General features: G+C 42.4%; 26 protein-coding genes and 4 pseudogenes. 29 read left to right on the top strand and 1 reads right to left on the bottom strand.

Going from position 1 to position 25301, the window contains the following annotated elements; all coding sequences use genetic code 11:
• Window positions 1-563 precede the first annotated feature (563 nt).
• From LC065_RS14355 to LC065_RS14485, 27 genes and pseudogenes are all read left to right on the top strand, one after another.
• Window positions 564-743: a DUF2768 family protein gene (locus LC065_RS14355; protein ID WP_306163507.1), complete on the top strand. Its 180-nt coding sequence runs from the start codon at window positions 564-566 to the stop codon at window positions 741-743.
• 17 nt (window positions 744-760) lie between these two features.
• Window positions 761-1489: a YajG family lipoprotein gene (locus tag LC065_RS14360; RefSeq protein ID WP_226589825.1), complete on the top strand. Its 729-nt coding sequence runs from the start codon at window positions 761-763 to the stop codon at window positions 1487-1489.
• Window positions 1490-1732: 243 nt separating this feature from the next.
• On the top strand, window positions 1733-3211 hold the full coding sequence (gene spoIVA, locus LC065_RS14365) for a stage IV sporulation protein A (RefSeq protein ID WP_226589822.1): 1479 nt from the start codon (window positions 1733-1735) through the stop codon (window positions 3209-3211).
• 521 nt (window positions 3212-3732) lie between these two features.
• On the top strand, window positions 3733-4005 hold the full coding sequence (locus tag LC065_RS14370; RefSeq protein WP_008638574.1) for an HU family DNA-binding protein: 273 nt from the start codon (window positions 3733-3735) through the stop codon (window positions 4003-4005).
• 184 nt (window positions 4006-4189) lie between these two features.
• Complete coding sequence (gene mtrB, locus LC065_RS14375; RefSeq protein WP_089652583.1) at window positions 4190-4414, top strand: trp RNA-binding attenuation protein MtrB; 225 nt, start codon at window positions 4190-4192, stop codon at window positions 4412-4414.
• Window positions 4415-4505: 91 nt separating this feature from the next.
• Window positions 4506-5309, top strand: coding sequence for a heptaprenyl diphosphate synthase component 1 (locus LC065_RS14380; protein WP_226589819.1), 804 nt, complete (start codon window positions 4506-4508; stop codon window positions 5307-5309).
• Window positions 5310-5311: 2 nt separating this feature from the next.
• Window positions 5312-6019 (top strand): demethylmenaquinone methyltransferase, encoded by a 708-nt coding sequence (locus LC065_RS14385; RefSeq protein ID WP_226589816.1) that lies wholly within the window; start codon window positions 5312-5314, stop codon window positions 6017-6019.
• Window positions 6020-6035: 16 nt separating this feature from the next.
• Complete coding sequence (hepT, locus tag LC065_RS14390; protein WP_226589814.1) at window positions 6036-7007, top strand: heptaprenyl diphosphate synthase component II; 972 nt, start codon at window positions 6036-6038, stop codon at window positions 7005-7007.
• Window positions 7008-7098: 91 nt separating this feature from the next.
• The gene (gene ndk, locus LC065_RS14395) at window positions 7099-7545 is read left to right on the top strand and encodes a nucleoside-diphosphate kinase (RefSeq protein ID WP_226589811.1); all 447 of its coding nucleotides are present in this window, start codon (window positions 7099-7101) and stop codon (window positions 7543-7545) included.
• Window positions 7546-7912: 367 nt separating this feature from the next.
• A complete protein-coding gene (locus LC065_RS14400; RefSeq protein WP_226589808.1) occupies window positions 7913-8692 on the top strand; it encodes a CheR family methyltransferase in 780 nt (259 codons plus the stop codon).
• A 138-nt stretch (window positions 8693-8830) separates the two neighbouring features.
• Window positions 8831-10000 (top strand): chorismate synthase, encoded by a 1170-nt coding sequence (gene aroC, locus LC065_RS14405; protein ID WP_226589805.1) that lies wholly within the window; start codon window positions 8831-8833, stop codon window positions 9998-10000.
• Window positions 10000-11079, top strand: coding sequence for a 3-dehydroquinate synthase (aroB, locus tag LC065_RS14410; protein WP_226589803.1), 1080 nt, complete (start codon window positions 10000-10002; stop codon window positions 11077-11079). The genes aroC and aroB overlap by 1 nt, the downstream gene beginning before the upstream one ends.
• A gap of 30 nt (window positions 11080-11109) precedes the next feature.
• Complete coding sequence (gene aroH, locus LC065_RS14415) at window positions 11110-11442, top strand: chorismate mutase (protein WP_371933341.1); 333 nt, start codon at window positions 11110-11112, stop codon at window positions 11440-11442.
• Between the two features lie 13 nt (window positions 11443-11455).
• Window positions 11456-12555: pseudogene (gene hisC, locus LC065_RS14420) on the top strand (histidinol-phosphate transaminase).
• Complete coding sequence (locus tag LC065_RS14425; protein WP_226589797.1) at window positions 12552-13652, top strand: prephenate dehydrogenase; 1101 nt, start codon at window positions 12552-12554, stop codon at window positions 13650-13652. Before hisC ends, LC065_RS14425 begins: the two are co-directional and overlap by 4 nt.
• Window positions 13653-13664: 12 nt before the next feature.
• Complete coding sequence (gene aroA, locus LC065_RS14430) at window positions 13665-14954, top strand: 3-phosphoshikimate 1-carboxyvinyltransferase (RefSeq protein WP_226589793.1); 1290 nt, start codon at window positions 13665-13667, stop codon at window positions 14952-14954.
• A gap of 65 nt (window positions 14955-15019) precedes the next feature.
• Entirely contained in the window at window positions 15020-15715 is a 696-nt protein-coding gene (locus LC065_RS14435) for a hypothetical protein (RefSeq protein ID WP_306163508.1), read from the top strand.
• A 192-nt stretch (window positions 15716-15907) separates the two neighbouring features.
• Window positions 15908-17161: a tetratricopeptide repeat protein gene (locus LC065_RS14440; protein WP_306163510.1), complete on the top strand. Its 1254-nt coding sequence runs from the start codon at window positions 15908-15910 to the stop codon at window positions 17159-17161.
• Window positions 17162-17193: 32 nt separating this feature from the next.
• A pseudogene (locus LC065_RS14445) lies at window positions 17194-17754 on the top strand (ReoY family proteolytic degradation factor).
• Window positions 17755-17859: 105 nt separating this feature from the next.
• Window positions 17860-18315 carry a YpiF family protein gene (locus LC065_RS14450; protein ID WP_226589783.1) on the top strand — a complete coding sequence of 152 codons (456 nt, stop codon included), beginning with the start codon at window positions 17860-17862 and terminating at the stop codon, window positions 18313-18315.
• Window positions 18316-18448: 133 nt separating this feature from the next.
• Window positions 18449-18960, top strand: a pseudogene (locus LC065_RS14455) (ubiquinol-cytochrome c reductase iron-sulfur subunit).
• A gap of 3 nt (window positions 18961-18963) precedes the next feature.
• Entirely contained in the window at window positions 18964-19638 is a 675-nt protein-coding gene (gene qcrB / locus LC065_RS14460) for a menaquinol-cytochrome c reductase cytochrome b subunit (protein ID WP_160913544.1), read from the top strand.
• 28 nt (window positions 19639-19666) lie between these two features.
• Window positions 19667-20626, top strand: a complete 960-nt coding sequence (locus tag LC065_RS14465) for a menaquinol-cytochrome c reductase cytochrome b/c subunit (protein WP_371933342.1) — start codon at window positions 19667-19669, stop codon at window positions 20624-20626.
• A gap of 72 nt (window positions 20627-20698) precedes the next feature.
• Window positions 20699-21283 carry a lipoprotein heptaprenylglyceryl N-acetyltransferase LhaT gene (locus LC065_RS14470; protein WP_226589779.1) on the top strand — a complete coding sequence of 195 codons (585 nt, stop codon included), beginning with the start codon at window positions 20699-20701 and terminating at the stop codon, window positions 21281-21283.
• A 49-nt stretch (window positions 21284-21332) separates the two neighbouring features.
• Window positions 21333-21734 carry a hypothetical protein gene (locus LC065_RS14475; protein WP_306163511.1) on the top strand — a complete coding sequence of 134 codons (402 nt, stop codon included), beginning with the start codon at window positions 21333-21335 and terminating at the stop codon, window positions 21732-21734.
• Between the two features lie 22 nt (window positions 21735-21756).
• Window positions 21757-22041, top strand: a complete 285-nt coding sequence (locus LC065_RS14480) for a hypothetical protein (protein ID WP_306163512.1) — start codon at window positions 21757-21759, stop codon at window positions 22039-22041.
• 63 nt (window positions 22042-22104) lie between these two features.
• Window positions 22105-22779: a zinc metallopeptidase gene (locus LC065_RS14485; protein ID WP_226589773.1), complete on the top strand. Its 675-nt coding sequence runs from the start codon at window positions 22105-22107 to the stop codon at window positions 22777-22779.
• A gap of 64 nt (window positions 22780-22843) precedes the next feature.
• Here LC065_RS14485 and LC065_RS14490 read toward each other — a convergent pair whose 3' ends face one another.
• Window positions 22844-23716 (bottom strand): YitT family protein, encoded by an 873-nt coding sequence (locus LC065_RS14490; protein WP_226589771.1) that lies wholly within the window; start codon window positions 23714-23716, stop codon window positions 22844-22846.
• A 447-nt stretch (window positions 23717-24163) separates the two neighbouring features.
• Between LC065_RS14490 and LC065_RS14495 the strand changes: the two genes are divergently transcribed.
• On the top strand, window positions 24164-24505 hold the full coding sequence (locus tag LC065_RS14495; protein ID WP_226589769.1) for a nucleotide pyrophosphohydrolase: 342 nt from the start codon (window positions 24164-24166) through the stop codon (window positions 24503-24505).
• Window positions 24498-25298 (top strand): annotated as a pseudogene (dapB, locus tag LC065_RS14500) (4-hydroxy-tetrahydrodipicolinate reductase). The gene LC065_RS14495 and the pseudogene dapB overlap by 8 nt, the downstream one beginning before the upstream one ends.
• Window positions 25299-25301: the final 3 nt, after the last annotated feature.

Consider the following 25301-nt stretch of genomic DNA (forward strand, 5'->3'; position numbering starts at 1 on the left):
TTAGTCAACCGGGGCAAACCGTTTTGCCCCGGATTTTTTATGCTTTTTTACAGATGAACAGCTCGGTTAATCGCAATATTCATTCCATATAAGATACCGGGGTTCGTTTGCCGTATTGGGAGTCAAGGGTGGTTGGAAAGCCACATTTGATATGCGAAAACAAACCTCTTTACCACAATGGCTTGCTTTCCACTATCCCACTATTAGAATTATAAATCCCTCAGTATGCAGCTATTACGTTCTGTGGAGCGGTTTATATGATTCACCTCCTTCAATCATACAAGCTGATCTTTTAGAAGTGGTTTCGAGACTCTTTCATGGCAAAGGGGCGAAGGGGGATGGCGAGACTCCCGCGGAAAGCTAGTCATTCCCCGCAGCCCCATTCGCTCAATATACACCTCGGAACCAATTTTGAATGAGGACATTATGAAAAAAGTTGTAAGAATGGATTGAAAGACTGATAGACTCTGTTTTCTCATCTGTCCGTTTATAGAGACTTGTGGTATAATACCATCAGCAAAGTGTGCTTGAAGGAGGAAGAGCTGTGTCAGAATCAATGCTCAATGTACATATCCTTCGCAGGAATTATTTCATTGTTCCTCCTGGCTGTTGGTTTAATTTACTTAAGCAGGTATAAATTAAAGGGCTTTCTATCAGTAATGATCGCTGTATTCGCTTATTTGTTCATGATTTTCGGAGGAATAATTATTTTTTACATCGTCCTGAGCGGACCGACGGCCTAACAGGAGGGAGTCCACACATGAAACGCTTTTTATTCATATTATTGCCCTTGACGGCATTTCTGCTTTCCGGATGTCTATATCCGCAGAACAAGTTGGCGAAGAACCAGGTACCGAATGACCAGCAGCTTGAGATGGTTCAAAATGCTGTAGACACCTATCAGGAGAAGAAAAACGGTCTCCTGCCTATCAAAACAAAAGATCAGGACACGCCGATTTTTCAAAAGTATCCCATTGAATTCAGTAAGTTGAAAGAAATGAATCTGCTCACTGATTTACCAGGTACGTCCTTTGAAAACGGCGGCCATTATCAATATGTTATCATCCATCCAGAAACAGATCCGACCGTAAAAGTACTGGACCTTCGAACCACGGAGGAGGTACGGTCTCTACAGGTTAAAGTGAAGTTCTACAGAGATAATAATAAATACCCGCCTTTCGGGGATTTTGTAGCTCCTGGGGTGTATGAACTGGATCATGAGAAAATTGGAATGGACGAGCCGCCTATGGTCAATAGCCCCTATTCCGACCAAAAACTTCCCGTTTACCTTGATGAACAGGGGAGAGTGTATATTGATTATCGAAAAGACTTGTACACATATTTAAGAGAAGAAGAGCACAGTTACGAGCATGGGGAAGATATCCGTTACTTACTGACGGATCATACTCCATTTGTCCCTGCCTATTCGACCACTTATACAATAGAAAATGGTGAGCCGGTGTTTTCAAATGCTCAGCCATCGACATGATTGTTAACCGTTCCTGCATAGAGGGACGGTTTTTTTCATAGATTTTAGTGAGCATAAACTAAACTTGATTATATCTTACCGATCCAGCGTTTCTCTTCTCCTGTTTATGCGGATCATCTATGATCGTTCGTCCAGTATGGGATTCCGTAGTTATAATTTCTTGCATATTTCACTAGGACAACGTCATAGAATTAGATTGTCTAGGCTTGTATGAAGGTGAAATTTTATTTGGGAGGGGATCCTTTGGAAAAGGTTGATATCTTCAGTGATATTTCCAAACGGACAAATGGAGATATTTATTTAGGAGTCGTAGGGGCTGTTCGTACTGGAAAGTCTACATTCATAAAAAAATTCATGGAGCTCGTTGTTTTACCAAATATGGAGGAAGAATCAGAGCGTGAGCGTGCGTTAGATGAATTGCCTCAAAGCGCGGCTGGAAAGACGATTATGACGACAGAACCTAAGTTTGTCCCTAATACGGCCGCGAACATCAATATTGATGACCACCTTGACATCCGCGTCCGCATGGTCGATTGTGTCGGTTATGCAGTGAATGGAGCGGTTGGGTATGAAGATGAGCACGGACCAAGAATGATTCATACACCGTGGTATGAAGAGGCGATCCCTTTTCATGAAGCAGCGGAAATCGGTACGCAAAAAGTAATTCAGGAGCATTCGACCATTGGGATCGTTGTGACGACGGACGGTACCATTGGTGAAATCGCTCGGGCTGATTATGTAGAAGCAGAAGAAAAAATTGTAGAAGAGTTAAGAGAAGTCGGTAAACCTTTCATAATGATTGTGAACTCCGCACAGCCTCATCATCCCAACACAGAAAAATTGAGGGCGAACCTGTCTGGAAAGTACGATATACCTGTTCTTGCATTATCCGTAGAAAGCATGCGAGAAAACGACGTTCAAAATGTATTACGTGAAGCATTATTTGAATTTCCTGTATTGGAAGTGAATGTGAATTTACCGAGCTGGGTGATGGTTCTTGATTCCCGCCACTGGTTAAGGAATAACCTTCAAGAGGCGATTGAAGATACGGTTAAAGATATTAAACGGTTACGAGATGTAGATACGGTCGTAGGAAACTTCGATCAATACGAGTACATTACGGGTGCTCATATATCAGGGATGGACCTTGGGGAAGGAATTGCTGAAATCGATCTTCAAGCCCCAGAACATTTGTATGATCATGTCTTGAAAGAAATTGTCGGAGAAGAAATTCGAGGGAAAGACCATTTACTTGAGATCATGCAGGATTTCTCTCATGCGAAGAGAGAGTATGACCAAGTGGCGGATGCCTTGCAAATGGTCAAACAGACAGGTTATGGAATTGCCGCACCGACCTTAGAGGATATGACTCTTGATGAACCTGAAATCATCAGACAAGGCTCGAGGTTCGGAGTAAGGTTGAAAGCCGTGGCGCCATCTATCCATATGGTTAAAGTGGATGTTCAATCAGAATTTTCACCGATCATAGGAACAGAAAAGCAAAGCGAAGAACTCGTCAGGTATCTCATGCAGGACTTTGAGGAAGATCCGCTATCCATTTGGAATTCAGATATATTTGGCAGATCCTTAAGTTCTATCGTCCGTGAAGGTATCCAGGCCAAACTGGCACTCATGCCGGAAAATGCAAGATACAAACTACAGGAAACACTCGAACGTATCATCAATGAAGGATCAGGTGGTATGATCGCAATTATTTTATAACGGCTCCGTGTGAGCCGTTTTTAATTTTTCCATTTTCATGGATGTAAAAAACTAACCTGATTCCTTCTACTGGGTGCTTATTGAAGGAACTTGAATGAGAAGAATGAAGGTTCCACTTTTAACTGAATAGACCGCATCCCCCCTCCTATTTCCCTTCTCAAAACACCAGAAATCCTTACTTTTCAGTGTTTTTAAGAAAAAAATTACGAAGTTTAAAGGATTTTTTAAGCTGGATGTCGTAATTACCTAAGTGAAGGTCAATAAAGTTGGGTGAATCCCGTCATATCAACGTTTTTGAGGGTTTTCCACTCAAAGAAGATTATGGCAGTTTACACTTGAAATGAAGCGGAATTCAGCTTGTAAGTCGCGTTGTTACGCGTTTTTAACATGATTATCTATTGAATTTCGCTTTAAACTCGTTTATTATAAGGCTTGTCATCAAATGATGGCACCTAAATAAACATTTGAAGTGGATGAAACCACTTGAATGAGTTAAACCTTCTTGGGAGGAGGTGAATGGCATGAATAAAACAGATCTTATCAACGCTGTATCTGAAAAAGCTGATCTTTCTAAGAAAGATGCTACACAAGCTGTAGATTCTGTATTCGAATCTATCATGGATTCACTTAAAGACGGTGATAAAGTCCAATTAATTGGATTCGGTAACTTCGAAGTACGTGAGCGCGCGGCACGTAAAGGCCGTAACCCACAAACTGGAGAAGAAATCGAAATCTCCGCGAGCAAAGTACCAGCTTTCAAACCTGGTAAAGCCCTTAAAGATGCGGTTAAATAATAGCTACATAGGGCTTCGAAAAAGGGTGCATGTGCACCCTTTTTCTTTTTATTTTTATTAAAAAAACTGCTTTGTGGCCATAATGATGAAAAGGCCGTTTATTCACAGTGTTAAACAAGGTGGATGTTTTGACAAAAGTCCCCTTTGTAAGAGATAGTAATGATACTAGAAGGAGGCGATCCTTATGACTACATCCAACAATGATTTCTTCGTCATAAAAGCCCTTGAAGATGGCGTGAATGTCATCGGTTTGACCCGCGGTACGGACACGCGTTTCCACCACTCCGAGAAGCTTGACAGTGGAGAAGTAATGATCGCTCAGTTTACCGAGCATACTTCTGCAGTAAAAGTCCGTGGGAAAGCGGTCATCCAAACGAGCCACGGGGAAATGACGAATGATGCAGAGTGACCATTCGCTCTGCGAACGTGTACATAGTAAACAGTAGATGGTCAAATATGCTATAATAGGAATGGTTTAATAGTGTTCAGGAAGGGACAAGGTGATCAAGTTGAATTCTTCAGATAAGGACATCAAACAACTCAAACGAAAAATTGCATCGAAAGTTCGCCACCCTTATTTAGTACGTTTTATCCCTGAGCCGACGATAGATGAAGACAAACTTGTGATCCTTTCTTCAATCATGGATCACACGAATTTGACGGAAGTGAAAAAAGAGCAATATATCATTACAACGATGCTTGTTCAGATTGCTCTTGATACTCATGACCTCGTTACTTTATCTGATGAAGATGATGATCGAGATATCGTTCGCAGCCGTCAATTGACGGTTCTTGCCGGCGATTATTATAGCGGCCTATATTATTATCTGCTCTCCCAACTTGATGACATTCCTATGATTCATACACTTGCGGGTGCAATCAAGGAAATCAACGAATTGAAGATGGAACTTTATTATAAAGATGTGGAGTCATTCCAAGAATTTTTAGAAGGTTTGAAAAAAATCGAATCGCTTCTAATTCAAAGGGTTGCTTCGTATGTCCAAAAGACAGCCATTAATGATATGGCGGGTGAATGGTTGTTAGCTAAAAAATTGCTGGAAGAAAAGCGGAGCTATCAGGAAGGAAATTTTTCCCCTCTCATTGATGCGCTCATCAAACGTCCGGCATTGCTTGGAAATAGTGGCCAAGTATTGGGGAACATTGAACAAATGCTACAAAGTCATATGCACCGTTTGGAAGCAACAATCACCCAGCTTCCCGTCCATTTCAACTGGCTGAAGTCTTACATGCACGCGGCCATTCATCATCAATTCAACTATAGACAGATAGCGGAAGAAGGGTGAACATGGAACCACAATCAAAAGAAGAACGAGTACATCACGTATTCGAAAAAATTTATGAACGATATGACAGTATGAATTCAATCATTTCCTTTCAACAACACCGGTTATGGCGTAAAGATGTCATGAAACGAATGGGTGTGAAAGAGGGTGACCATGCACTTGATGTCTGCTGTGGTACGGGTGATTGGACGATGGCATTAGCGAATGAAGTCGGAACAGAGGGAAAAGTCATTGGCCTTGACTTCAGTGAAAACATGTTATCAGTCGGTATAAAGAAAAAGCTTGCAGGCAGAGTCAAGCAAGTCGAATTCCAACATGGGAATGCTATGAGTTTGCCCTATGAAGATCACCAGTTCGACTTTGTCACGATTGGCTTTGGATTACGAAATGTACCAGATTATCGACAAGTATTAAAGGAAATGTATCGTGTTGTAAAACCTGGAGGCAAAGTGGTCTGTTTGGAAACATCACAACCGACCAATCCACTCTTCAAAAAAATCTATTATTTCTATTTCGGTAAGATCATGCCCGTATTCGGAAAGCTTTTCGCCAAAAGTTATCAGGAATACAGCTGGCTTCACGAATCAGCCAAAGACTTTCCTGGTAAAAAGGAACTGAAAGAGATGTTTGAAGAAGTCGGATTCACAAAGGTAACAGTAAAATCCTATACGGGCGGCGTTGCAGCCATGCATATGGGGGAAAAGCAATAACTAAGGATGAAATGCCATGAAACTAGCAATGATTTATTCTTTTCTTAAAAATGATTTAGCGGTAATCGAAGAGGCTGTAAACGACACGATTCAATCTGACAACCCAGTACTCAGGGAAGCGTCCAGCCAATTGTTACAAGCAGGAGGGAAACGCATCCGTCCTGTCTTTGTCTTGCTAGGCGGTAAATTCGGGGATTATGATATCGAGCGAATGAAAGCAGTCGCTGTTTCTTTGGAACTTATACATACTGCATCCCTTGTCCATGATGATGTCATTGATGAAGCTGAGCTGAGGCGAGGAGAACCGACGATCAAATCACGATGGGATAATCGGATAGCTATGTACACAGGAGACTATATTTTTGCGAGGTCACTCGAGAATTTATCTGTCCTTGAAAACCCACGTGCTCATCAAATTCTTGCCGGCACAATGGTCGAATTATGTTTAGGGGAGATTGAACAGATTCGGGATAAATATAACATCGAGCAGAACCTTCGCACCTACCTCAGAAGGATCAAAAGGAAAACCGCATTGCTCATCGCTGCCAGCTGTAGGCTTGGTGCCATAGCTGCAAATGCAGATCCTGCTCATGAGCGTGCGCTTTATCAGTATGGGTATTACGTCGGGATGTCCTATCAAATTATCGACGATGTTCTCGATTTTACAGCATCTGAGAAAGAATTAGGGAAACCTGCAGGCAGTGATCTTCTTCAAGGGAATATTACTCTACCCGTACTTTTTTCTATGGAGGATCCTGAGTTCAAAAGGGAATTGGAACTTGTTTTTCAGCAGAAAGAAGATTTGAACGCGGAACAACTTGAACCCTTGATTGAGAGAGTCCAGTCCAATGGTTCGATTGAACGGTCACTGGAACTGAGCGATCGTTATTTGAAAAAAGCTTATCAAGCCTTGAACAAATTACCGGCGAACCGTGCAAAACAGACCCTCAAAGGGATTGCGAAGTATATTGGTAAAAGAAGGGCATAAATCTATTGCCTTTCTTGCCTTTGTTTGATAGACTTTTTTATGGCACTTATTAAAAGCGCTTTCACACTATACATAAGATGAGGTGTTTGTCATGGAAAAGACTTTTTTGATGGTTAAGCCAGATGGTGTACAACGCAATTTGATCGGTGACATTACAGCAAGATTTGAACGCAAAGGGTTTAAACTAGCAGGGGCCAAATTGATGGCTATTCCTACAGAACTTGCAGAAGAGCATTATGGTGAACATAAGGAAAGACCATTCTTCGGTGAGCTGGTAGAATTCATTACATCAGGTCCTGTCTTCGCTATGGTTTGGGAAGGCGAAGATGTAATTGCAACTGCACGTACAATGATGGGAGCTACAAAACCTGCTGAAGCTGCACCGGGAACCATCCGTGGTGATTATGGTGTAACAGTTGGGAAAAACGTCATCCATGGCTCTGATTCGAAAGAAAGTGCTGAAAGAGAAATCGGTTTGTTCTTTGATGAAAAAGAACTCGTCGATTATGAAAAAGATTCACTCAACTGGATCTACTAAAGAAAAAGCCACCCTCCAAGGTGGCTTTTTTTATTTCATTAACAAAAAATGCTATTACACAATATGGCAGGATTATGAGACTCGATTTTGTGATGTTTTCGGGTTTGTTGCAATGTTGGGGTTGGGCGTCAGGGGTGGCTGGGATGCTACTCTCTTTCCTGCGGGGGTGACGGAGAGCCTCCTCGAGCTAAAGCTCTGCGGGCTCTCTCCAGCTCATCCATTCCCCGTAGCCTCCATCCACTCAACAAAAGTCTCGAAACGGAGTATTTAAGATAAGGGAGCTTTTGGTGGATCATGGTAGTTACTCGTTTACAACCTGACGATGCTGGAGTACGCTTATATGGAATAAGCAGAGGGAGTTTTTGGGATGAGTCAGGATTACATACAATTCATAGAGAAAGTTCATCGTAAGACAGGGGTAGATTTATCACAGTACAAGGAAGCTCAAATGAAGCGACGACTGACTTCATTGAGGGACAAGCGGGGCCATCATGATTTCAATAGCTATTACAATGCCCTTGAGAACGATTCATTGTTGTTGGATGAATTATTAGATCGTATGACCATCAATGTGTCTGAATTTTACCGGAACAGGAAGAGGTTTGAAGTACTTGAACAAAAAGTCATTCCGTATTTGCTACGAAAAAAGAAGAAGTTACGGATATGGAGTGCCGCATGCTCCACAGGCGAGGAACCGTATACGTTGGCTATGATATTGAATAGATACATGTCTCTTCATCAAGTAGAGATCCTGGCGACAGATCTCGACGGTAATGCCTTGGAGAAGGCTGAACAAGCCTTGTACCATGAAAGGTCATTGAAGGAAGTATCACCTGAGATACTTAGAAAATACTTTAGAAAAGAAGGTAGCTCTTATCGAGTAGTTGATGAGATAAGAAATAGTGTCAACTTTAAAAAGCATAATCTTTTAGCTGACCGTTACCAAAAGGATTTTGATCTCATCGTCTGTCGTAATGTGATGATTTATTTTACGGAAGAAGCGAAAAAGACCATCTACAAAAATTTCAGCCATTCTCTTGTAGAAGGTGGGATCTTTTTTGTTGGAAGCACGGAGCAGATTTTTTCTCCACAAACTCATGGATTTGAAGTTTATGACACGTTTTTTTATAAAAAATGGCAAAAATAAGTGACCGGAAACGCTTTCTAATCTTATTTTATAAAAATTCCGATATTTTGACGACACAAATTTACATCCATATGATATAGTAGTATCTAAAATTTAGAACAGCCCCTACATGGGGATGAATACATAGGAGGTACGTTTATGCGCTACTTGACCGCTGGTGAATCACATGGAAAGCAATTGACAACGATTATCGAAGGAATCCCCTCTCATCTTCCTTTACTGAGAGAACAAATAAATGAATCATTGATCAGACGCCAAGGCGGATATGGGCGTGGGAAGCGTATGCAAATTGAAAAAGATTTAGTTGAAATAACAAGCGGAGTTCGTCATGGATACACTCTTGGCTCTCCAATCACTCTAGTTGTAAATAATGATGACTTTAAACATTGGACAGATATTATGGGAGAGGACCCTCTGCCTGAGGATACGCAAAAGATCCGTCGAACTGTGACCAAGCCTCGCCCAGGTCATGCAGATTTGAATGGTGGAATGAAATACGGCCATCGAGATATGAGGAATGTACTCGAACGTTCCTCAGCAAGGGAAACGGCAGCACGTGTCGGGGCAGGTGCTGTTGCCAAGGTGCTTTTGAAAGAACTGGGCATTGAAGTGACAGGCTATGTGCGTGAAATCGCAGGCATTGTGTCAGAGGTTGATGAAAACCTAACTTTACAACAACGCAGAGAAATTTCAGAAGCTTCTCCTGTTCGTACTTTTGACGAAGAAGCGGCAAAAAAAATGATGACCGCCATTGATGAAGCAAAGAAAGAAGGAGACTCGATTGGTGGGGTTACTGAGGTGTATGTAGAAGGAATGCCACCTGGAATCGGTTCTTATGTTCAATATGATCGCAAGCTGGATGCAAAAATTGCAGGCTCTGTGATGAGTATTAATGCCTATAAAGGTGTTGAATTCGGGATCGGTTTTGAAGCCGCTCGTAGAAACGGAAGCGAGGTTCATGATGAGATCTTATGGAACGAGGAACGTGGATATTACCGTCGTACCAATCGACTAGGTGGGTTTGAAGGTGGAATGACGACGGGAATGCCGATTGTTGTAAAAGGGGTCATGAAGCCGATTCCTACCTTGTACAAACCGTTACAGAGTGTAGATATTGAAACGAAAGAACCGTTTAACGCAAGTATAGAACGCTCCGATTCTTGTGCTGTTCCGGCCGCTTCTGTTGTGATGGAGCATATCGTTGCTTTTGAACTGGCTAAAGCCATAACAGATGAATTTCCAGCTGACTACTTCCCGCGTCTAAAACGTGCTGTTGACGATTACCGCAAGGAAGTACGTGAATTTTAATGGCTTCTGTTACGGTCCGATCAAGCAGTCATGACTATGAAGTTTTGATTGGAAAAGGTCTACGTCATGGTTTGGGTGAGTTTATTTCATCTAACTATACTTCTATATTAGTCATTACAGACAGCACGGTGAAGGATTATTACTTGCAGGATGTGAAAAAAAGCTTACCAGAAACAGTTCCTGTATTTACGGCAGTAGTGCCTTCAGGAGAGTCTTCGAAAAGTATGGAAAGGTATGAAGAGCTCCTTGACATTTGTGTGGACGTGAAATTAGATCGCAAATCTCTCATCGTCGCCCTGGGTGGGGGGATGATTGGAGATTTGGCAGGGTTTGTAGCATCGACCTATTTACGAGGGATTGATTATATCCAGATGCCTACTACGATCTTAGCTCATGACAGCAGTGTGGGTGGTAAAGTGGCCATCAATCATCCTAAAGGAAAGAATTTAATTGGTTCGTTTTATCATCCCGTGCAAGTCATCTATGACATGGAAACGATCGAAACCTTGCCGGAGAGTGAACTACGCTCCGGATATGGGGAAGTTATCAAACATGCTTTTCTCAGTGACGAAGAATGGGCACACCGCCTGTTAAAAGGGTCGCTCTCCAAAAGTTCAGGTGACAAGTTAGAGAGTGATTTAATGAAAGGGATTCAAGTGAAGGCTTCGATTGTAGAGAAGGATGAAAGAGAAGCTGGAATTAGGAAATACTTGAATTTAGGTCATACCCTTGCTCATGCGATTGAAGCGGAGCTGGGTTACGGGGAAATCACTCACGGTGAAGCTGTCGCTGTCGGTCTTTTGTTTATGATGAAGTTGAGTAACGATCTTAAAGGGGCGCAGCTTCCTATACAAGCCTATAAGGAATGGTTGGATAGAAATAACTATCCAGTTTCCGTTTTATCGAAAATCCGTCCCGATCGAATGGTGGAAAAGATGATGTTGGATAAGAAGACCCTTCGGCGGAAAATCAATTTTGTCCTACTTCATGAACTGAGTGATCCGTATGTTGTGGAAGTCGAGAAAGAGCAACTACTAGAACAAATGTCCCTTTTAATAAACGAGGTGAGTGGAGAATGATGATTCGAGGTGTAAGGGGAGCAACAACGGTTGAAAAAAAATGAACATGATGAAATTGTAGAACAATCCTATCAGTTGCTCCGAGATGTCATAGCTTCCAATCATATAGAAGCAACGGATGTCGTGTCTGTCTATTTTACAGTGACGGAAGACCTGGATGATGCCTTTCCTGCAAAGTCCCTTAGAAAAATAGATGGATGGACATATGTACCCGTCATGTGCATGCGGGAAATTCCGGTACCTGGTAGTCTAAAGAAGTGTATCAGGGTCATGGTGACCGTCCAGACGGGAATCGCCCAAAAAGATATCCAGCACATCTATCATAATCATGCAAAACAACTGAGGCCAGATTTAAAGAGTTGAGAGGAGTATCCCAATGAAAGCCAAAGACATTCTAAAAAATATGAAACCATACAAACCTGGGAAAGGTATTGAGGAAGTAAAGAAGGAATTCGGTTTGGATCGGATCGTGAAACTTGCCTCTAATGAGAATCCATTCGGTTTTTTCCCCTGTGGTGGAGAAAGAATTGCCGAAACTGATTTCGAATTTAGAAATCTATCCTGATGGATATGGCGCAGAAATTAGAAAGAAAGTCGCCCGTTTCATCGGTGTGGAAGAAAACCAATTGATTTTCGGGAATGGGTCAGACGAAGTGGTTCAAATCATTTGTCGCACGTTCCTCGAGCCAGGTGCCAATACAGTCATGGCGACACCGACGTTTCCGCAGTACCGGCACAATGCTTTGATTGAAGGTGCAGAGGTCAGAGAAGTCCCTCTGATCGATGGTCACCATGACTTAGACGGCATGCTTCAAAATATCGATGAACAAACGCGTGTCCTGTGGATTTGCACTCCGAATAATCCGACAGGTGTCCATATCGATCAAGCCACACTACAGTCGGTTCTGGAACAAACTCCTGATCACGTTCTTGTTGTTATCGATGAAGCGTATTACGAATATTTGGAAGCGGATGATGCCTTTGATTCTGTAGAAGCATTGAATCATTATCCTAACTTGATGGTACTTCGTACTTTCTCTAAAGCTTACGGTTTAGCAGGTTTGCGAATTGGCTATGGTATCGGCCATCCAGAGGTCATTCAAATTCTTGAGCCATCCCGGGAGCCCTTCAACACGTCAACGGTTGCACAAGCGGCTGCTCTCTTAGCTTTGGATGACCAGAAGTTCATTGAAGAAACCGTTCAAGAAAACCAGAAAAATAAAAAAGCTTTAATGCAATTCTGTGATGATCATGGATTGAAATATTTTGATACCCAGGCCAATTTCCTTTTGATTCATTTGCCTTGCAGTGGTGATGAAATGTTTGAATACTTGTTGACCAAAGGGTTTATCGTTCGCTCCGGGGGAAGCGTTAGGTTTACCGAATACCATCCGGTTGACCATTGGGAAGAAAGAAGACATGCAGGAGATCCAGGAAGCGATGAAACAAAAGCTTGCTTCTGTCGGTGAACAATGAAGCAGAAAATACTCATCGTTGGTTTAGGACTCATCGGTGGTTCCATAGCTATGAACGTCTCTAAGAAAGAGGATGTATTTATCATTGGAATGGACGGGGATGACGAAACCCTCAACATGGCTTTGAAGCAAGGGGTCATCGATCAGGCCTCTTTCAACTTTGAAGAATCTGCTCAGGAAGCGGATATCTGTATTTTAGCCACGCCTATTTCCATTACCATCGATTACATCCATAAACTCGAGTCTATGGATTTGAAAAAACCGTTACTAGTGACAGACGTGTCGTCTGTGAAAAACCAAGTGCTTGAAGCGGCGAACAGATTATCACACCCTCTTCTCTCCTTCGTAGGGGGACACCCGATGGCAGGTTCGCACAAACATGGCTATACAGCTGCCAAACCCCACTTGTTCGAGAATGCGATTTATGTGTTGACTCCGTCCGTTCATGCAGATGAAAAGGAAGCGGAAGTGATTAAGGATTTGTTATCAGAAACGAAGGCTCGTTTCGTTACCTTCACGACTCAAGAACATGATGAGATGACCGCGGTCATCTCTCATTTTCCGCATCTGATCGCTTCTTCTCTCGTCCATCAAGCAAAAGAGTGGGAAGTTACACACCCATATATTAAACAGATGGCAGCCGGGGGATTCAAAGACATTACTAGAATCGCCTCTAGTAATCCGAAATTGTGGCAGGATATTTTCTTTCAAAATAAAAAGCTCCTCATTTCCATGCTTGATGACTGGATTGGGGAAATGGAGAGGATAAGAACCTACCTTTCCGAAGGGGAGAAAGAGAAGACTTACAAGTATTTGTCCGATGCTAAATTGTACAGAGATGGTCTTCCAATGAAAGACAAAGGAGCTATCCCTTCTTTCTATGACATCTATGTGGATATTCATGACCAACCAGGTGCGATCCGGGATGTGATCGGAATCTTAGCTGAAGAAGCGATCAGCATTAAAAATATCCAAATCCTCGAAATTCGAGAAGGGATCACCGGGGTGCTTAGAATCAGCTTTGCTACAAATGAAGAACAATCGAAGAGTAAAGAAATATTAGATCATTATCAATATGAGGTGATGATCCAGCAGTAGAGGAGGATTCCTATGTCTAGCATTGAGTTGAAACCTACAGATAAACGACTAAACGGAGACTTATCTGTACCTGGAGATAAATCCATCTCCCACCGATCCGTCATCTTCTCAGCATTGGCGGAAGGAACTTCTGTCATTACGAATTTTCTTACCGGTGAAGATTGCTTGAGAACCGTCGAAGCCTTCCGTCTCATGGGGGTTAATATCGAGCAAGAAGGGAATAAAATCACGGTTCATGGAAAAGGGATTTCCCACCTAAGCGAACCTTCCCAACCAATCAATTTTGGAAATTCAGGGACAACGGCCCGGTTAATGAGCGGGGTGCTTGCAGGGCTTCCTTTATTTACGACAGCATTCGGAGACGAGTCATTGTCCAAGCGTCCCATGGACCGGGTCATCCAACCGCTTCGTGTCATGGGAGCAGACATACAGGGGCGTGAAAATGATTCTTTGCTGCCACTTGCCTTCCGAGGTAAAAAGCTTGTAGGGACCCGTCACGAATTGACAGTGAAAAGTGCTCAAGTGAAGTCTGCATTGCTTTTAGCCGGAATGCTTGCAGAGGGTGAAACAGAAGTGATAGAGCTTGGGGAAACAAGAAATCATACGGAAATGCTTCTTCCTGAATTCGGAGTGGATGTAGAAGTTGAAGGAAGATCTATCAAAATCCAGGGCGGACAAAAGCCTAGTGCTTCTGATATCAAAGTTCCAGGGGACATCTCTTCGGCAGCCTTTTTCCTAGTCGCCGCTTCCATTGTTCCTGATAGTGAATTAGTGATTCGGGATGTCGGGCTCAATCCAACCCGTGACGGAATTGTAAAAGCATTGAAAGATATGGGAGCGAATATAGAGGTCCAGGTACATACTCATATTGGCAGTGAACCTGTTGGTGATATCGTTGTCCGTCATGGTCAACTGAAAGGAATGACGTTAGAAGGCGATCTCATACCGAACGTGATTGATGAAATCCCGATCCTTGCTTTGGCAGCGACGCAAGCTGAAGGGAAAACAATCATTAAAGATGCGGAGGAACTGCGTTTCAAGGAAACAGATCGAATTGAGGCCGTTGTTGAAACGCTCTCTAAATTAGGAGCAGATATCCAAGCCCAGGAAGATGGGATGGTTATCCAGGGAGGTACAACTCTAAATGGTGGGACCATCGATTCTTATGGAGATCACCGTATAGGTATGATGGGTGCAATTGCCTCCTTAATTTGTGAAAGTGGTGTCACAGTTAGGAACAAAGAATGTATTAATATTTCTTATCCATCATTTTTCAATGACTTAAATCAAGTCTTGAACTAAATTAACTTCATAGTTTATGTAAAGCTCTCATACGATATAAAAAGCCTACTTGGAGGTTTAGTCGTATGGGAGCTTATTGGTTTCAAGGGTATGTTGAAAATGACAAAGGTCCCTGTTTTAGTGAATGCACAGTTAAAGAAGAGAAGTTCGTCAGAGATCGAACCGGAAAAGAACCCTATACGTTGATGGTAGTGGATGGTTTTTACGTCAGTCCGGGGCATGTGATGATAGATCTTAAAGAACCGCTTGCTTTTTCACCCTCCATGACCGACACAGGGAATCGTTACATAAAAAGAGGGTGTACCTTGTTACTCACACAACACCTAGTGACTAGTTTACGTCACTACCGAAATCAATATGACCAATTTTTGAATCGATGTGAATCACTGCCTCTCGATTATATGGTCATACCTGTTGTGCCGGCAAAGATCCTCCGGCCTGAAATGGTCCGTTTCTTTGCCAGAAAAGGAAGCCCCTTTTTATGTGTGGAAGTGCAGTCCGTAGGAGACCTTACTGAGGTTTGTTGGGAGTGGGTAGCTCAGGCGCAGGCTTATAAACGAATGCCGTTGACAATGTTCGTCAAAGATACAGAGAATACGTCGAACAACTATGCAGAATTGTGGTCTTCACTTTGCGAACATGGTATCATAAAGCTAACAGATGTACAGGATGATGAAATACTCTCTCTGAAAAACTTAAAAGACAGCGGGATCTATCCTCACAAAGGTGGTATCGTCCCCAGGAGGGCAGGCGGATTATAACCTTTATCGCCCTTCAGAAGTCCGAACGTTTGAAGAGACGGAGGATTTTAGATATCATGATTCTGTTCCGAATGTAACGGTTATGAATGGACAGGTGAAACAGGTGAACCAGAAGGTCATCAATGAGAAGCCTGGATCCCACATACAAGTGAAGATTCACAAGCATTTTGTTTAAACGGAAAGGATGTCATCATGGAGGAAATACAAAAAGCCATCCGTCAAATGGAAGCACATAAGACGGAAGATGCTATAAGAACTCTAACACAATATTTACCAGAGGCTGACGAAGAAGAGAGATTCACGATTGCTGAACTATATATGCAATGGGGGATGCTCGAAGAAGCGAAGATGGTGTTGCACGAACTGATTCAACGGTATCCTAAAGAACAAGAACTGAAAGTCATGATGGCAGAGATTCACATTGATCTTGATGAAGATGACGAAGCGATTGAACTGCTGGACCAATTTGGGCCGGAAGATGAAGACTATTTGCAAGCTCTTGTGCAGCTTGCCGACCTTTATCAAGCTCAAGGACTTTTTGAAGTTGCTGAACAGAAGTTGCTGATGGCGAAACAAGTGGAGCCGAATTCAGCAATCATTGATTTTGCATTAGGTGAGCTCGCATTCTCCAATGGGGAATATTCAAAGAGTATCCCTTATTATGAAAATGCGATGCATCATCAGCCGGTTATTGGTGATATTGAAGTTGCCACAAGACTTGCCGAAGCTTATGCGGCGAATGGTGAATTTGAACAAGCGCTTGAGTATTTCCAAAAAGTCGAAGAAGATAATCCTGATGTAATGTTTCGTTATGGTTTCGTAGCTTTCCGGGCAAATCGTAACGACATTGCGATCCATGTTTGGGAAGAGTTGATTGAAAAGGACCCTTACTTCCAATCCGTGTATCCACACTTAGCTCAAGCTTATGATTCAGAAGGTATGCCGAAGGAAGCGCTGGAAATGGCTAAAAAAGGGCTTGCCAAAGATGAATTCAATAAGGAACTCTATCATCTTGCCGGTACGTTATCTCATAGACAAGGGAATAAAGAAGAAGGTTATGAGTGGATGAGAGAAGCGGTTGCTTTGGATCCTGGATATAAAGAAGCGATTCTTTTCCTCATCGAGAATTATAAGTCTGATGATATGAATGATAAGATCATCGACTTGATCAATGAATTGATCTCCCTTGGAGAGGAAGACCCGAATTACTTGTGGGAACTTGCCCAAGCTTATGAAGAGGAAGAGAGGTTCAAGGAGGCTTACGAACAATACCAACAAGCGTATCCTTCCTTGAAGGAAGATACAGATTTCCTGAAATCTTATGGTTATTTCCTTGTAGAAGAAGGAAGGATGTCTGAAGCACGACAGATTTTCGAAGAATACCTGGCTATTGATCCTACAGATACAGAAATTGAGGACTTCGTTGAGCGGCTGAAAGAACAATGAGCTGATTAATAAAGCGCAGGAGGGGCGCCCATATGCAAACACCAATCTCTGTGGATGAGAAAAAAGACTTTGTCCGCTGGTTTTTAAATCACTTTCAGTTAAAAAAGCGAGAGAGTGTTTGGATTCTTAATTATTTGATGAACCATGAATCTCTTTTGTCAAGTGTCCATTTTGTCCAGGAAGTGAAGTTTTGTCCGCGCGGCATGGAAATTAGTGCCCAGGGTGTTTCTGACCCACCTTTCCGTTTTTATAAAGGCTAGGTTATGACGAATGATGCCGAGAAGTCGTTTCATGATTTAAGGATGAATCAAGGAGAACCAGTCTATATTCAGATGAACTTTGAGAATGCACAGCAATGCTCAAAATATGCTCTCGTACTCGAAGAGAATCCTTATCTTCCAAAAGACTACTACTTAAATGACAGAGATAAGAATGAAGCGGAACGTCTGTTGTCTCTCAGTCTTTTGCAACATAGACAGAAAAGCATAGAGGACCGAATTGACGAAGCTCTTATCAATGGGGCACGCGATGAATTCAAATCATTATGTGGAAAGCTTGAAAAAGTTAAACAGGATTTGAATGCCTTTCTATAAAATACGGAAGCCGGGACCTTTTAAAAAGAGGTCCCGGCTTTCATTTTTGTATAAATGTAGTAAAATAAAGAGAAAATGATACATAGATAAAGGATGGAATGAATTATGAGATGGACAAAAGCAGATACTACGCAATACATACCAGAAAAACAGTATATTGATACTGTAATCATCCCCTTGATTCCATTTGATCCCGGGAACGATCAACACATGGTTAAGCAAGCTTTCCAGCGTGAGTTGAACCAAGTGTTTACGAATTTGATCGAAAAAGAATACAAGGGAAGGATATTTCTAGCGCCGGATTATCATTATCTTGAAGGATCACATGCTGACGAAGTAGAGAGGATCAATCGTTGGATTCATAAGTTCAAAGAGCAGCCTTTCCAACACATTTTTCTTTTTACTTTCGACAGTAAATGGAAAAAATTCGAAGCAGAGCTTGAAGGACACGTCCTATGGGTTCCTGGTATGGGTTCTGGCGATATTCAGTCTACTGAAACACAGTCGTTCGTTCGGGAGCAAGCTCACCAGATCAGCGAATTGATCCAGGCTTATTGGTAACTGGATAAAAGTTCCGACAAGGTTTGATAATTTATTGACCGCGCCTTGAGATTGCGCTATCATGGTAATGTCCTAGTAAACTGTGTGTAATCAATCCATGTCGCATGGATTACAGCATAGAGGGGGGAAAAGTATGAGCGATAAAAAACGAGTATCCCGACGTCAATTTCTAAACTACACACTCACTGGTGTAGGCGGTTTCATGGCAGCGGGAATGCTTGCACCGATGGTTCGTTTCGCAATTGATCCTGTATTGAAAACAAAAGAAAGTGGAGATTTCGTCTCCGTAGCTTCCGTTGATGAACTTACGAATGAACCGCAACGTTTTGAATGGACGATCGATCAAGTGGATGCTTGGTATGAATCAGAAGTTCAGAAGACGGCTTGGGTGTACAGAAACGAGAATGATGAAATTGTAGCACTATCACCGATTTGTACTCACTTGGGATGTACGGTCGACTGGGCTTCCAACCAGGAGTACCCGAACCAATTCTTCTGTCCTTGTCACGGCGGCCGTTACACGAAAGACGGAACCAACGTGCCATAGGAACTCCACCGACGGCACCACTGCCTCATTTTGAGTTCAAAGTAGAAGAAGGTATGCTTTACCTAGGTGAAACGAAAGATTCAGGAGGGGGGGCATAATACATGCTTCAGAAAATTTACGACTGGGTGGACGAGCGTGTAGATATTACCCCGCTTTGGCGTGATATCGCAGATCACGAAGTGCCTGAACACGTTAACCCAGCACACCATTTTTCAGCATTCGTTTATTGTTTTGGTGGATTGACATTCTTTATTACAGTCATCCAAATCCTGTCTGGCATGTTCCTGACCATGTACTATGTGCCGGACATTGAAAACGCTTGGAAATCTGTTTATTACTTGCAGCGAGAGGTTGCTTACGGTCAAATCGTCCGTGGTATGCACCACTGGGGAGCGAGTCTCGTTATCGTCATGTTATTCTTACATACGCTACGGGTATTCTTCCAGGGAGCTTATAAAAAACCTCGTGAGTTGAACTGGGTTATTGGTGTACTTTTGTTCTTCGTCATGTTGGGATTAGGCTTCACAGGATATCTGTTACCTTGGGATAACAAAGCTTACTTCGCGACTCAGGTTGGTCTAGAAATAGCAGCAGCCACACCATTTATCGGTGACCAGATTCGGACGTTACTTGCCGGAGATCCATCGATTGTTGGTGCACAAACGCTTACACGTTTCTTTGCTATTCACGTATTCTTCTTGCCGGCTGCACTGTTCGGGTTAATGGCGTTCCACTTCATTTTAATCCGTAAACAAGGAATTTCCGGACCACTATAAAATGTATCGTTAAAAAGGAGGGAAAGCTGTGCATAGGGGAAAAGGGATGAAGTTCGTCGGTGATTCACGAATCACGGCTGAACGAAAAGCCAACTTACCAAAAGACTATTCGGAATACCCAGGCCGTACAGAAGCTTTCTGGCCTAACTTCTTGTTGAAGGAGTGGCTTGTAGGATCTGTCTTCTTGATCGGATTTCTTATTTTGACTGCTGCTCACCCATCACCACTTGAGCAACAGGCGGATCCGAACAACGCAGGTTATATTCCATTGCCTGACTGGTATTTCTTATTCTTGTATCAATTTCTTAAATATCAATTCGCAGGTGGAGATTACATCGTTCTTGGTGCCATCGTTATGCCGGGATTAGCTTTCGGTGCTTTGCTGCTTGCGCCATTCCTGGATCGTGGTCCAGAACGACGCCCTCAAAAGCGTCCGATTGCTGTAGGATTAATGCTTATCGGTTTTATCGCTACTTTTTGGTTGACTTATGAATCTGTTTCTCATGCCGATTATGAAATGCGTGCAGAGAAATACGGGGTCAACGTGGAAGCGGTTGAATCAACGATTGATAAAGAACATCCTGGTTATGCGGTTTACGAAGCAAACTGCTTGAGCTGTCACGGAGATGCCTTGCAAGGACAAGGAAACTATCCATCCTTGATTGAAGCTGATGTGACTGTAGAACAAGTCAAAGATATTGCAGTGAATGGTGTTGGAGAAATGCCTTCTGGTATTTTTGGCGGAAGTGATGAAGAGCTTCAACAACTTGCTGAATTTGTCGTACAAGCTGGCGGCGGTGAAGCTGGTGGTGAAGATGGAGAGTCTTCTGGTGAAGGATCCGAAGGCGGATCTGAAGAAGGTTCCTCTGGTGAAGAATCTGAAGGGAATTCTGAGGAAGGATCCGAAGGTGGATCTGAGGAAGGATCTGAAGAAGGATCTTCAGAAGAAGACTCTAGTGATTCAGAAGGTTCTGGATCTGAAGAGTAATTAGATACTTAATTCAATGTAGCCGCGCTTTTAAAAAGCGCGGCTACATTTGTATTGGAGGTACAAGGTAACATGAAACAAATAATCACCTACCTACTCACGAGCCGATCATTTTTAATCCTGCTTTTCTTCATTAATTTATTTGGAACCATTTACGGATACATATGGTATGAACCTCAGCTTTCTGTGACCGAACCTATCTTTCTGTTGTTTGTTCCTGACAGCCCTACAGCCAGTTTGTTCTTTACTATATTCCTTGGGTTTTATATTTTCGGAAAAAATGTTCCTTACATAGAAGCACTCGCCATCATCACACTTCTTAAATATGGAGTATGGGCAGTTGTTATGAATGGTTTAACTTTATTAGAATATGGATCGCTTCCGTGGACCGGCTATATGTTAGTTTTTTCCCATGGAGCTATGGCTGTTCAAGGACTTCTGTATGCCCCGTTTTATAAAATAAAAATGAGACATATTGTCGTTGCTGCTATATGGACGCTTCACAATGATGTGATTGATTACGTTTTCGGTCAAATGCCTGTGTATCCAGCTATTGTTGAGCATATGGATGATATTGGATATTTCACATTTTGGCTTAGTATCGCATGTATCCTTTGTGCCTATGTCTTATGTGTGAATAGAAAATCCAGAGTCTAAATCTGTTTTCCTTTTCATAAGATGAAATAATACTTGTGAGAGGGGAGAAGTGAAATGGGACGTGTTATATTGGTGTTCATTTGTTCCCTTATTTTCACACTCGTACCATCCGGCCTTGCGCATTCAGGGTCGGGGGGAATCTCCTGATTGGGAAGCTTTTGCAACACAATACCGTCGGTTGGCTGCTGATGGAAAGTTTGAGCTTGCTGAGCGGCTGTGGAATAGTAAATATGCAGAAATGGAACAATATGTCCAAACCCTACCGGCTCACCATAAAGAAGCATGGACACAACTGGATATCTATAGCTCTACAGATGATTTTGAAGAAACCAGGTGGGAAGAGGGCCTCATTACTTTTCTGGAAGTTACTTCATCTGACAATCCATACCCTATCATAGCAGAAACCCCTGGAGCATTTTTCAAACCATACCGTATCTTCTGTTTCTCTTGAAGATATCCAGGATGAGTGGAATTTGATACGGCCAGTCGTCAATAGTTATGTAGACGCGGCCAAAGTGAACGAAGCAGATCAAGCGCTACGTGAATTGTCGATTATTGACTCTATTACTGGCAGGGAAAAATTCAGCGGGAAAGTTACAGAACTCGTTAAAGGACAGTCCCAGCAAGACTGGAATGCTTTTCTATCTACAGCCCTTTTCATAGGTGGCGCGATTTTAGTGACATTACTTTATGTTGGCACGATCAATTATAGAGAAAGTTCGAAAAATAGACACAGATTAAAGAGTGGTCATAGTTGATTTTTTATGTGTTTTTGACTAAAATTGACCTATATACTCACATCCAAGATGGAGGAATGAAAGATGAGTTTTATTCTTTACTTTGCGCTAATATTAATTATTCCACTCTGGGCGCAGTCAAAGGTGAAAAGCACCTACAAAAAATATTCAAAAGTTCCGACATCCTCAGCCATGTCAGGAGCTGAAGTAGCTAGAAAAATTCTTGATGATAATGGATTATACAATGTTGCTGTAGAAGAAGTTCGCGGGCATTTAACCGATCATTATGACCCTCGTTCGAAAGTGATCCGTCTTTCAACCGATATTTATCATGGTCGGTCAACAGCAGGAGCAGCTGTAGCCGCACACGAAGTCGGACACGCGATTCAAGATGCACAAGATTATGCATTCTTACGCTTCCGCAGTGCACTTGTTCCCGTTGCAAGTTTCGGTTCTAACATTTCCATCTTCCTAATTATCGGTGGATTTCTTCTTGGAATGGCTGGACTTGCTTTAGCAGGAATTGTATTCTTTGCGGCTGCTGTGTTATTCCAATTGATCACTTTACCTGTAGAGTTTGATGCTTCAAACCGTGCGATGAGCCAGTTGGTATCAACTGGAGTCATCAGAAACGATGAAGAGCGCAAGACGAAAAAGGTATTGAACGCTGCGGCGATGACTTATGTCGCTGGTGCTCTTGTTGCACTTGCTGAATTGCTGCGTTTTGTATTCATGTTCGTAGGTATGAATGAAGAATAAATAAGAAAAACCGACCCTTGTTAAAAGGGTCGGTTTTCTTGTTTAGGTCTTTTTATTAAGAAATCTAATCGATAGGGTTTTTGTTCTCATCAAGAGTAAACCCTTCGCCCATCACATCATGTACATGACTAACAGCAACAAATGCATGAGGATCAATGTGGTCGATAATTGTTTTTAGTCTGACAATTTCATTTTTACCGATGACGCAATAAAGCACATCCCTCTTTGAACCAGAAAAGGATCCTCTTCCTTCGAGCACGGTTACACCTCTATCCATCTCTTCCATTACGCGCCTTGAGATCTCTTCACTTCTTTCAGATATAATTGTTGTACCTCTCGCCGCGTACGCTCCTTCTTGTATGAAGTCTATGACTCTTGCTCCGACAAAAACAGCTACCAGTGTGTACATACCTCTAGTGTACTCGAGGTATGTAATAATGGATACAAAAATGACAAGGGCATCAAAAAGGAACATGGCTCTTCCCATACTCCAGCCAAGGTATTTATTAACAAGACGTGCGATGATATCGACTCCGCCTGTGGTTCCCCCGTACCGAAAAATAATGCCCAGTCCTACACCTATGAACACACCTGCAAACAAGGCAGCCAAAGTAAGATCATCAGACAGGTTAAATTCAATCATATAGTTTTGAGAAACGGAAATGAAAACGGAAACGGCAAGGATTCCGATTAAGGAATAAAAGAATGTGGTACGACCAAGAATCTTCCATCCGATGATGAGGACCGGAATATTGAGCACAATATTCATAATGGCAGGATCCCACTGGAATAAGTATAATAGCAGCAATGTAATTCCCGTAAAGCCGCCTTCTCCTAATTCATTTTGAATGTTGAAATGAACGAGTCCGAAAGAAAAGATGGCGGATCCTATTAGAATCCATATAATATTTTTCACGCGCAACCCAAAGACTTTCATATGTACACCTCCAATAGTTGTTTCACACGACTTCCATTATAGATAATTGAATGGGTGGCGGCAATATCTTCCGGTTTTTAAATTCTGGCTATGTAACTTTGGTATTGATTATTCATAAGGAAGTTATTAAAGGGATTGTGGAAGTCTTGGTTTCGAGACTTTTATTTAGTGGATGGGGCTCCGGGAAATAGATCGCTTTCCTTGGGAGCGCGATGAGCCTCCTCGGACTGCGTCCTGTGGTATCTCATCATGCACTTGGTAGCTTCCCAGCCATTCCTGACGCTTAACCTGGGCAACGAAGCCCGAATAACACCTCGAAACGGATCCTTCAACAAACGAGAGCTAATATATAACAATAAATTTTACCGGATCAAACTAAAAAATTTGTCAAATGGCGGCCTTTTGGCTAACATTTAGAGAGAGTCCTTAAAGAAACGAGGGTTTAGCATGAATTATACGACAAAGGATATCCAACAAAGGGTAGATGATTACATATCACAATTTAAAGAAGGTTATTTTTCTCCCCTTAGTCTTCAGGCACGATTGACGGAAGAAGTCGGAGAGATGGCAAGAGAAATAAACCATCGGTATGGGGAGAAACCAAAAAAGAGTACAGAAAAAGATAAAGCTCTGGAAGAGGAGCTTGGCGATGTTATTTTCGTACTCACATGTTTTGCAAATTCACTGGACATCGACCTCGCTGATGCTTTTGAACAATCCATGAGTAAAATTGAGACAAGGGATAAAGATCGCTGGACACGGAAAGAAGGAGGAATGAAAGGTGAGTAATATTAAAGTGATTGTCGCAGGCCCCCGTGGTAAAATGGGCAAAGAAGCATTAAAAATGATTCATAACCAATCCACTCTTTCGCTGGTGGCTTGTATAGATCGAAAGCACGAAGGAATGAGTGTGAAAGAACTGGATGGTTTTCCTGATATGGAAGCGATCATTTATACGGATGCTGCAGAATGTCTCAGTAAAGTGGAAGCTGATGTTCTCATTGATTTGACTACACCTGAGAATGGGTACAAACATACAAAGCTTGCTATTGAAAACGGAGTCAGACCCGTCGTTGGAACAACAGGGTTTTCAGAAGATGAACTTTCCGAGTTAACCAATCTTGCATCCGAAAGAGGTATTGGGACAATCATTGCTCCTAATTTCGCGATTGGTGCAGTCCTCATGATGCAATTTTCAAAGTGGGCAGCTAAGCATTTCCCAGAAGTGGAAATTATTGAAAAGCATCATGACCAAAAGCTTGATGCTCCTTCAGGGACAGCGCTTAAAACCGCTGAATTAATTAAAGAGGTCCGAGATCCTCACAAACAAGGTCATGAATCAGAAACAGAGACGCTTGAGGGTGCACGTGGGGCTGATGTAGATGGAATGAAAATTCACAGTATGAGACTTCCGGGTCTTGTGGCTCACCAGTAAGTCATTTTCGGTGGGCATGGGGAGACATTGACCGTTAAACATGACTCCATTCATCGTGAATCATTCATGAGTGGAGTAAAACTTGCTGCAGAGCGTGTGATGGAACTTGACGTCCTCGTGTATGGTCTTGAACACATACTTGACTAACAA

Source organism: Halobacillus litoralis, from assembly GCF_020524085.2.
GTDB classification, from domain to species: Bacteria; Bacillota; Bacilli; order Bacillales; family Halobacillaceae; genus Halobacillus; species Halobacillus litoralis_E.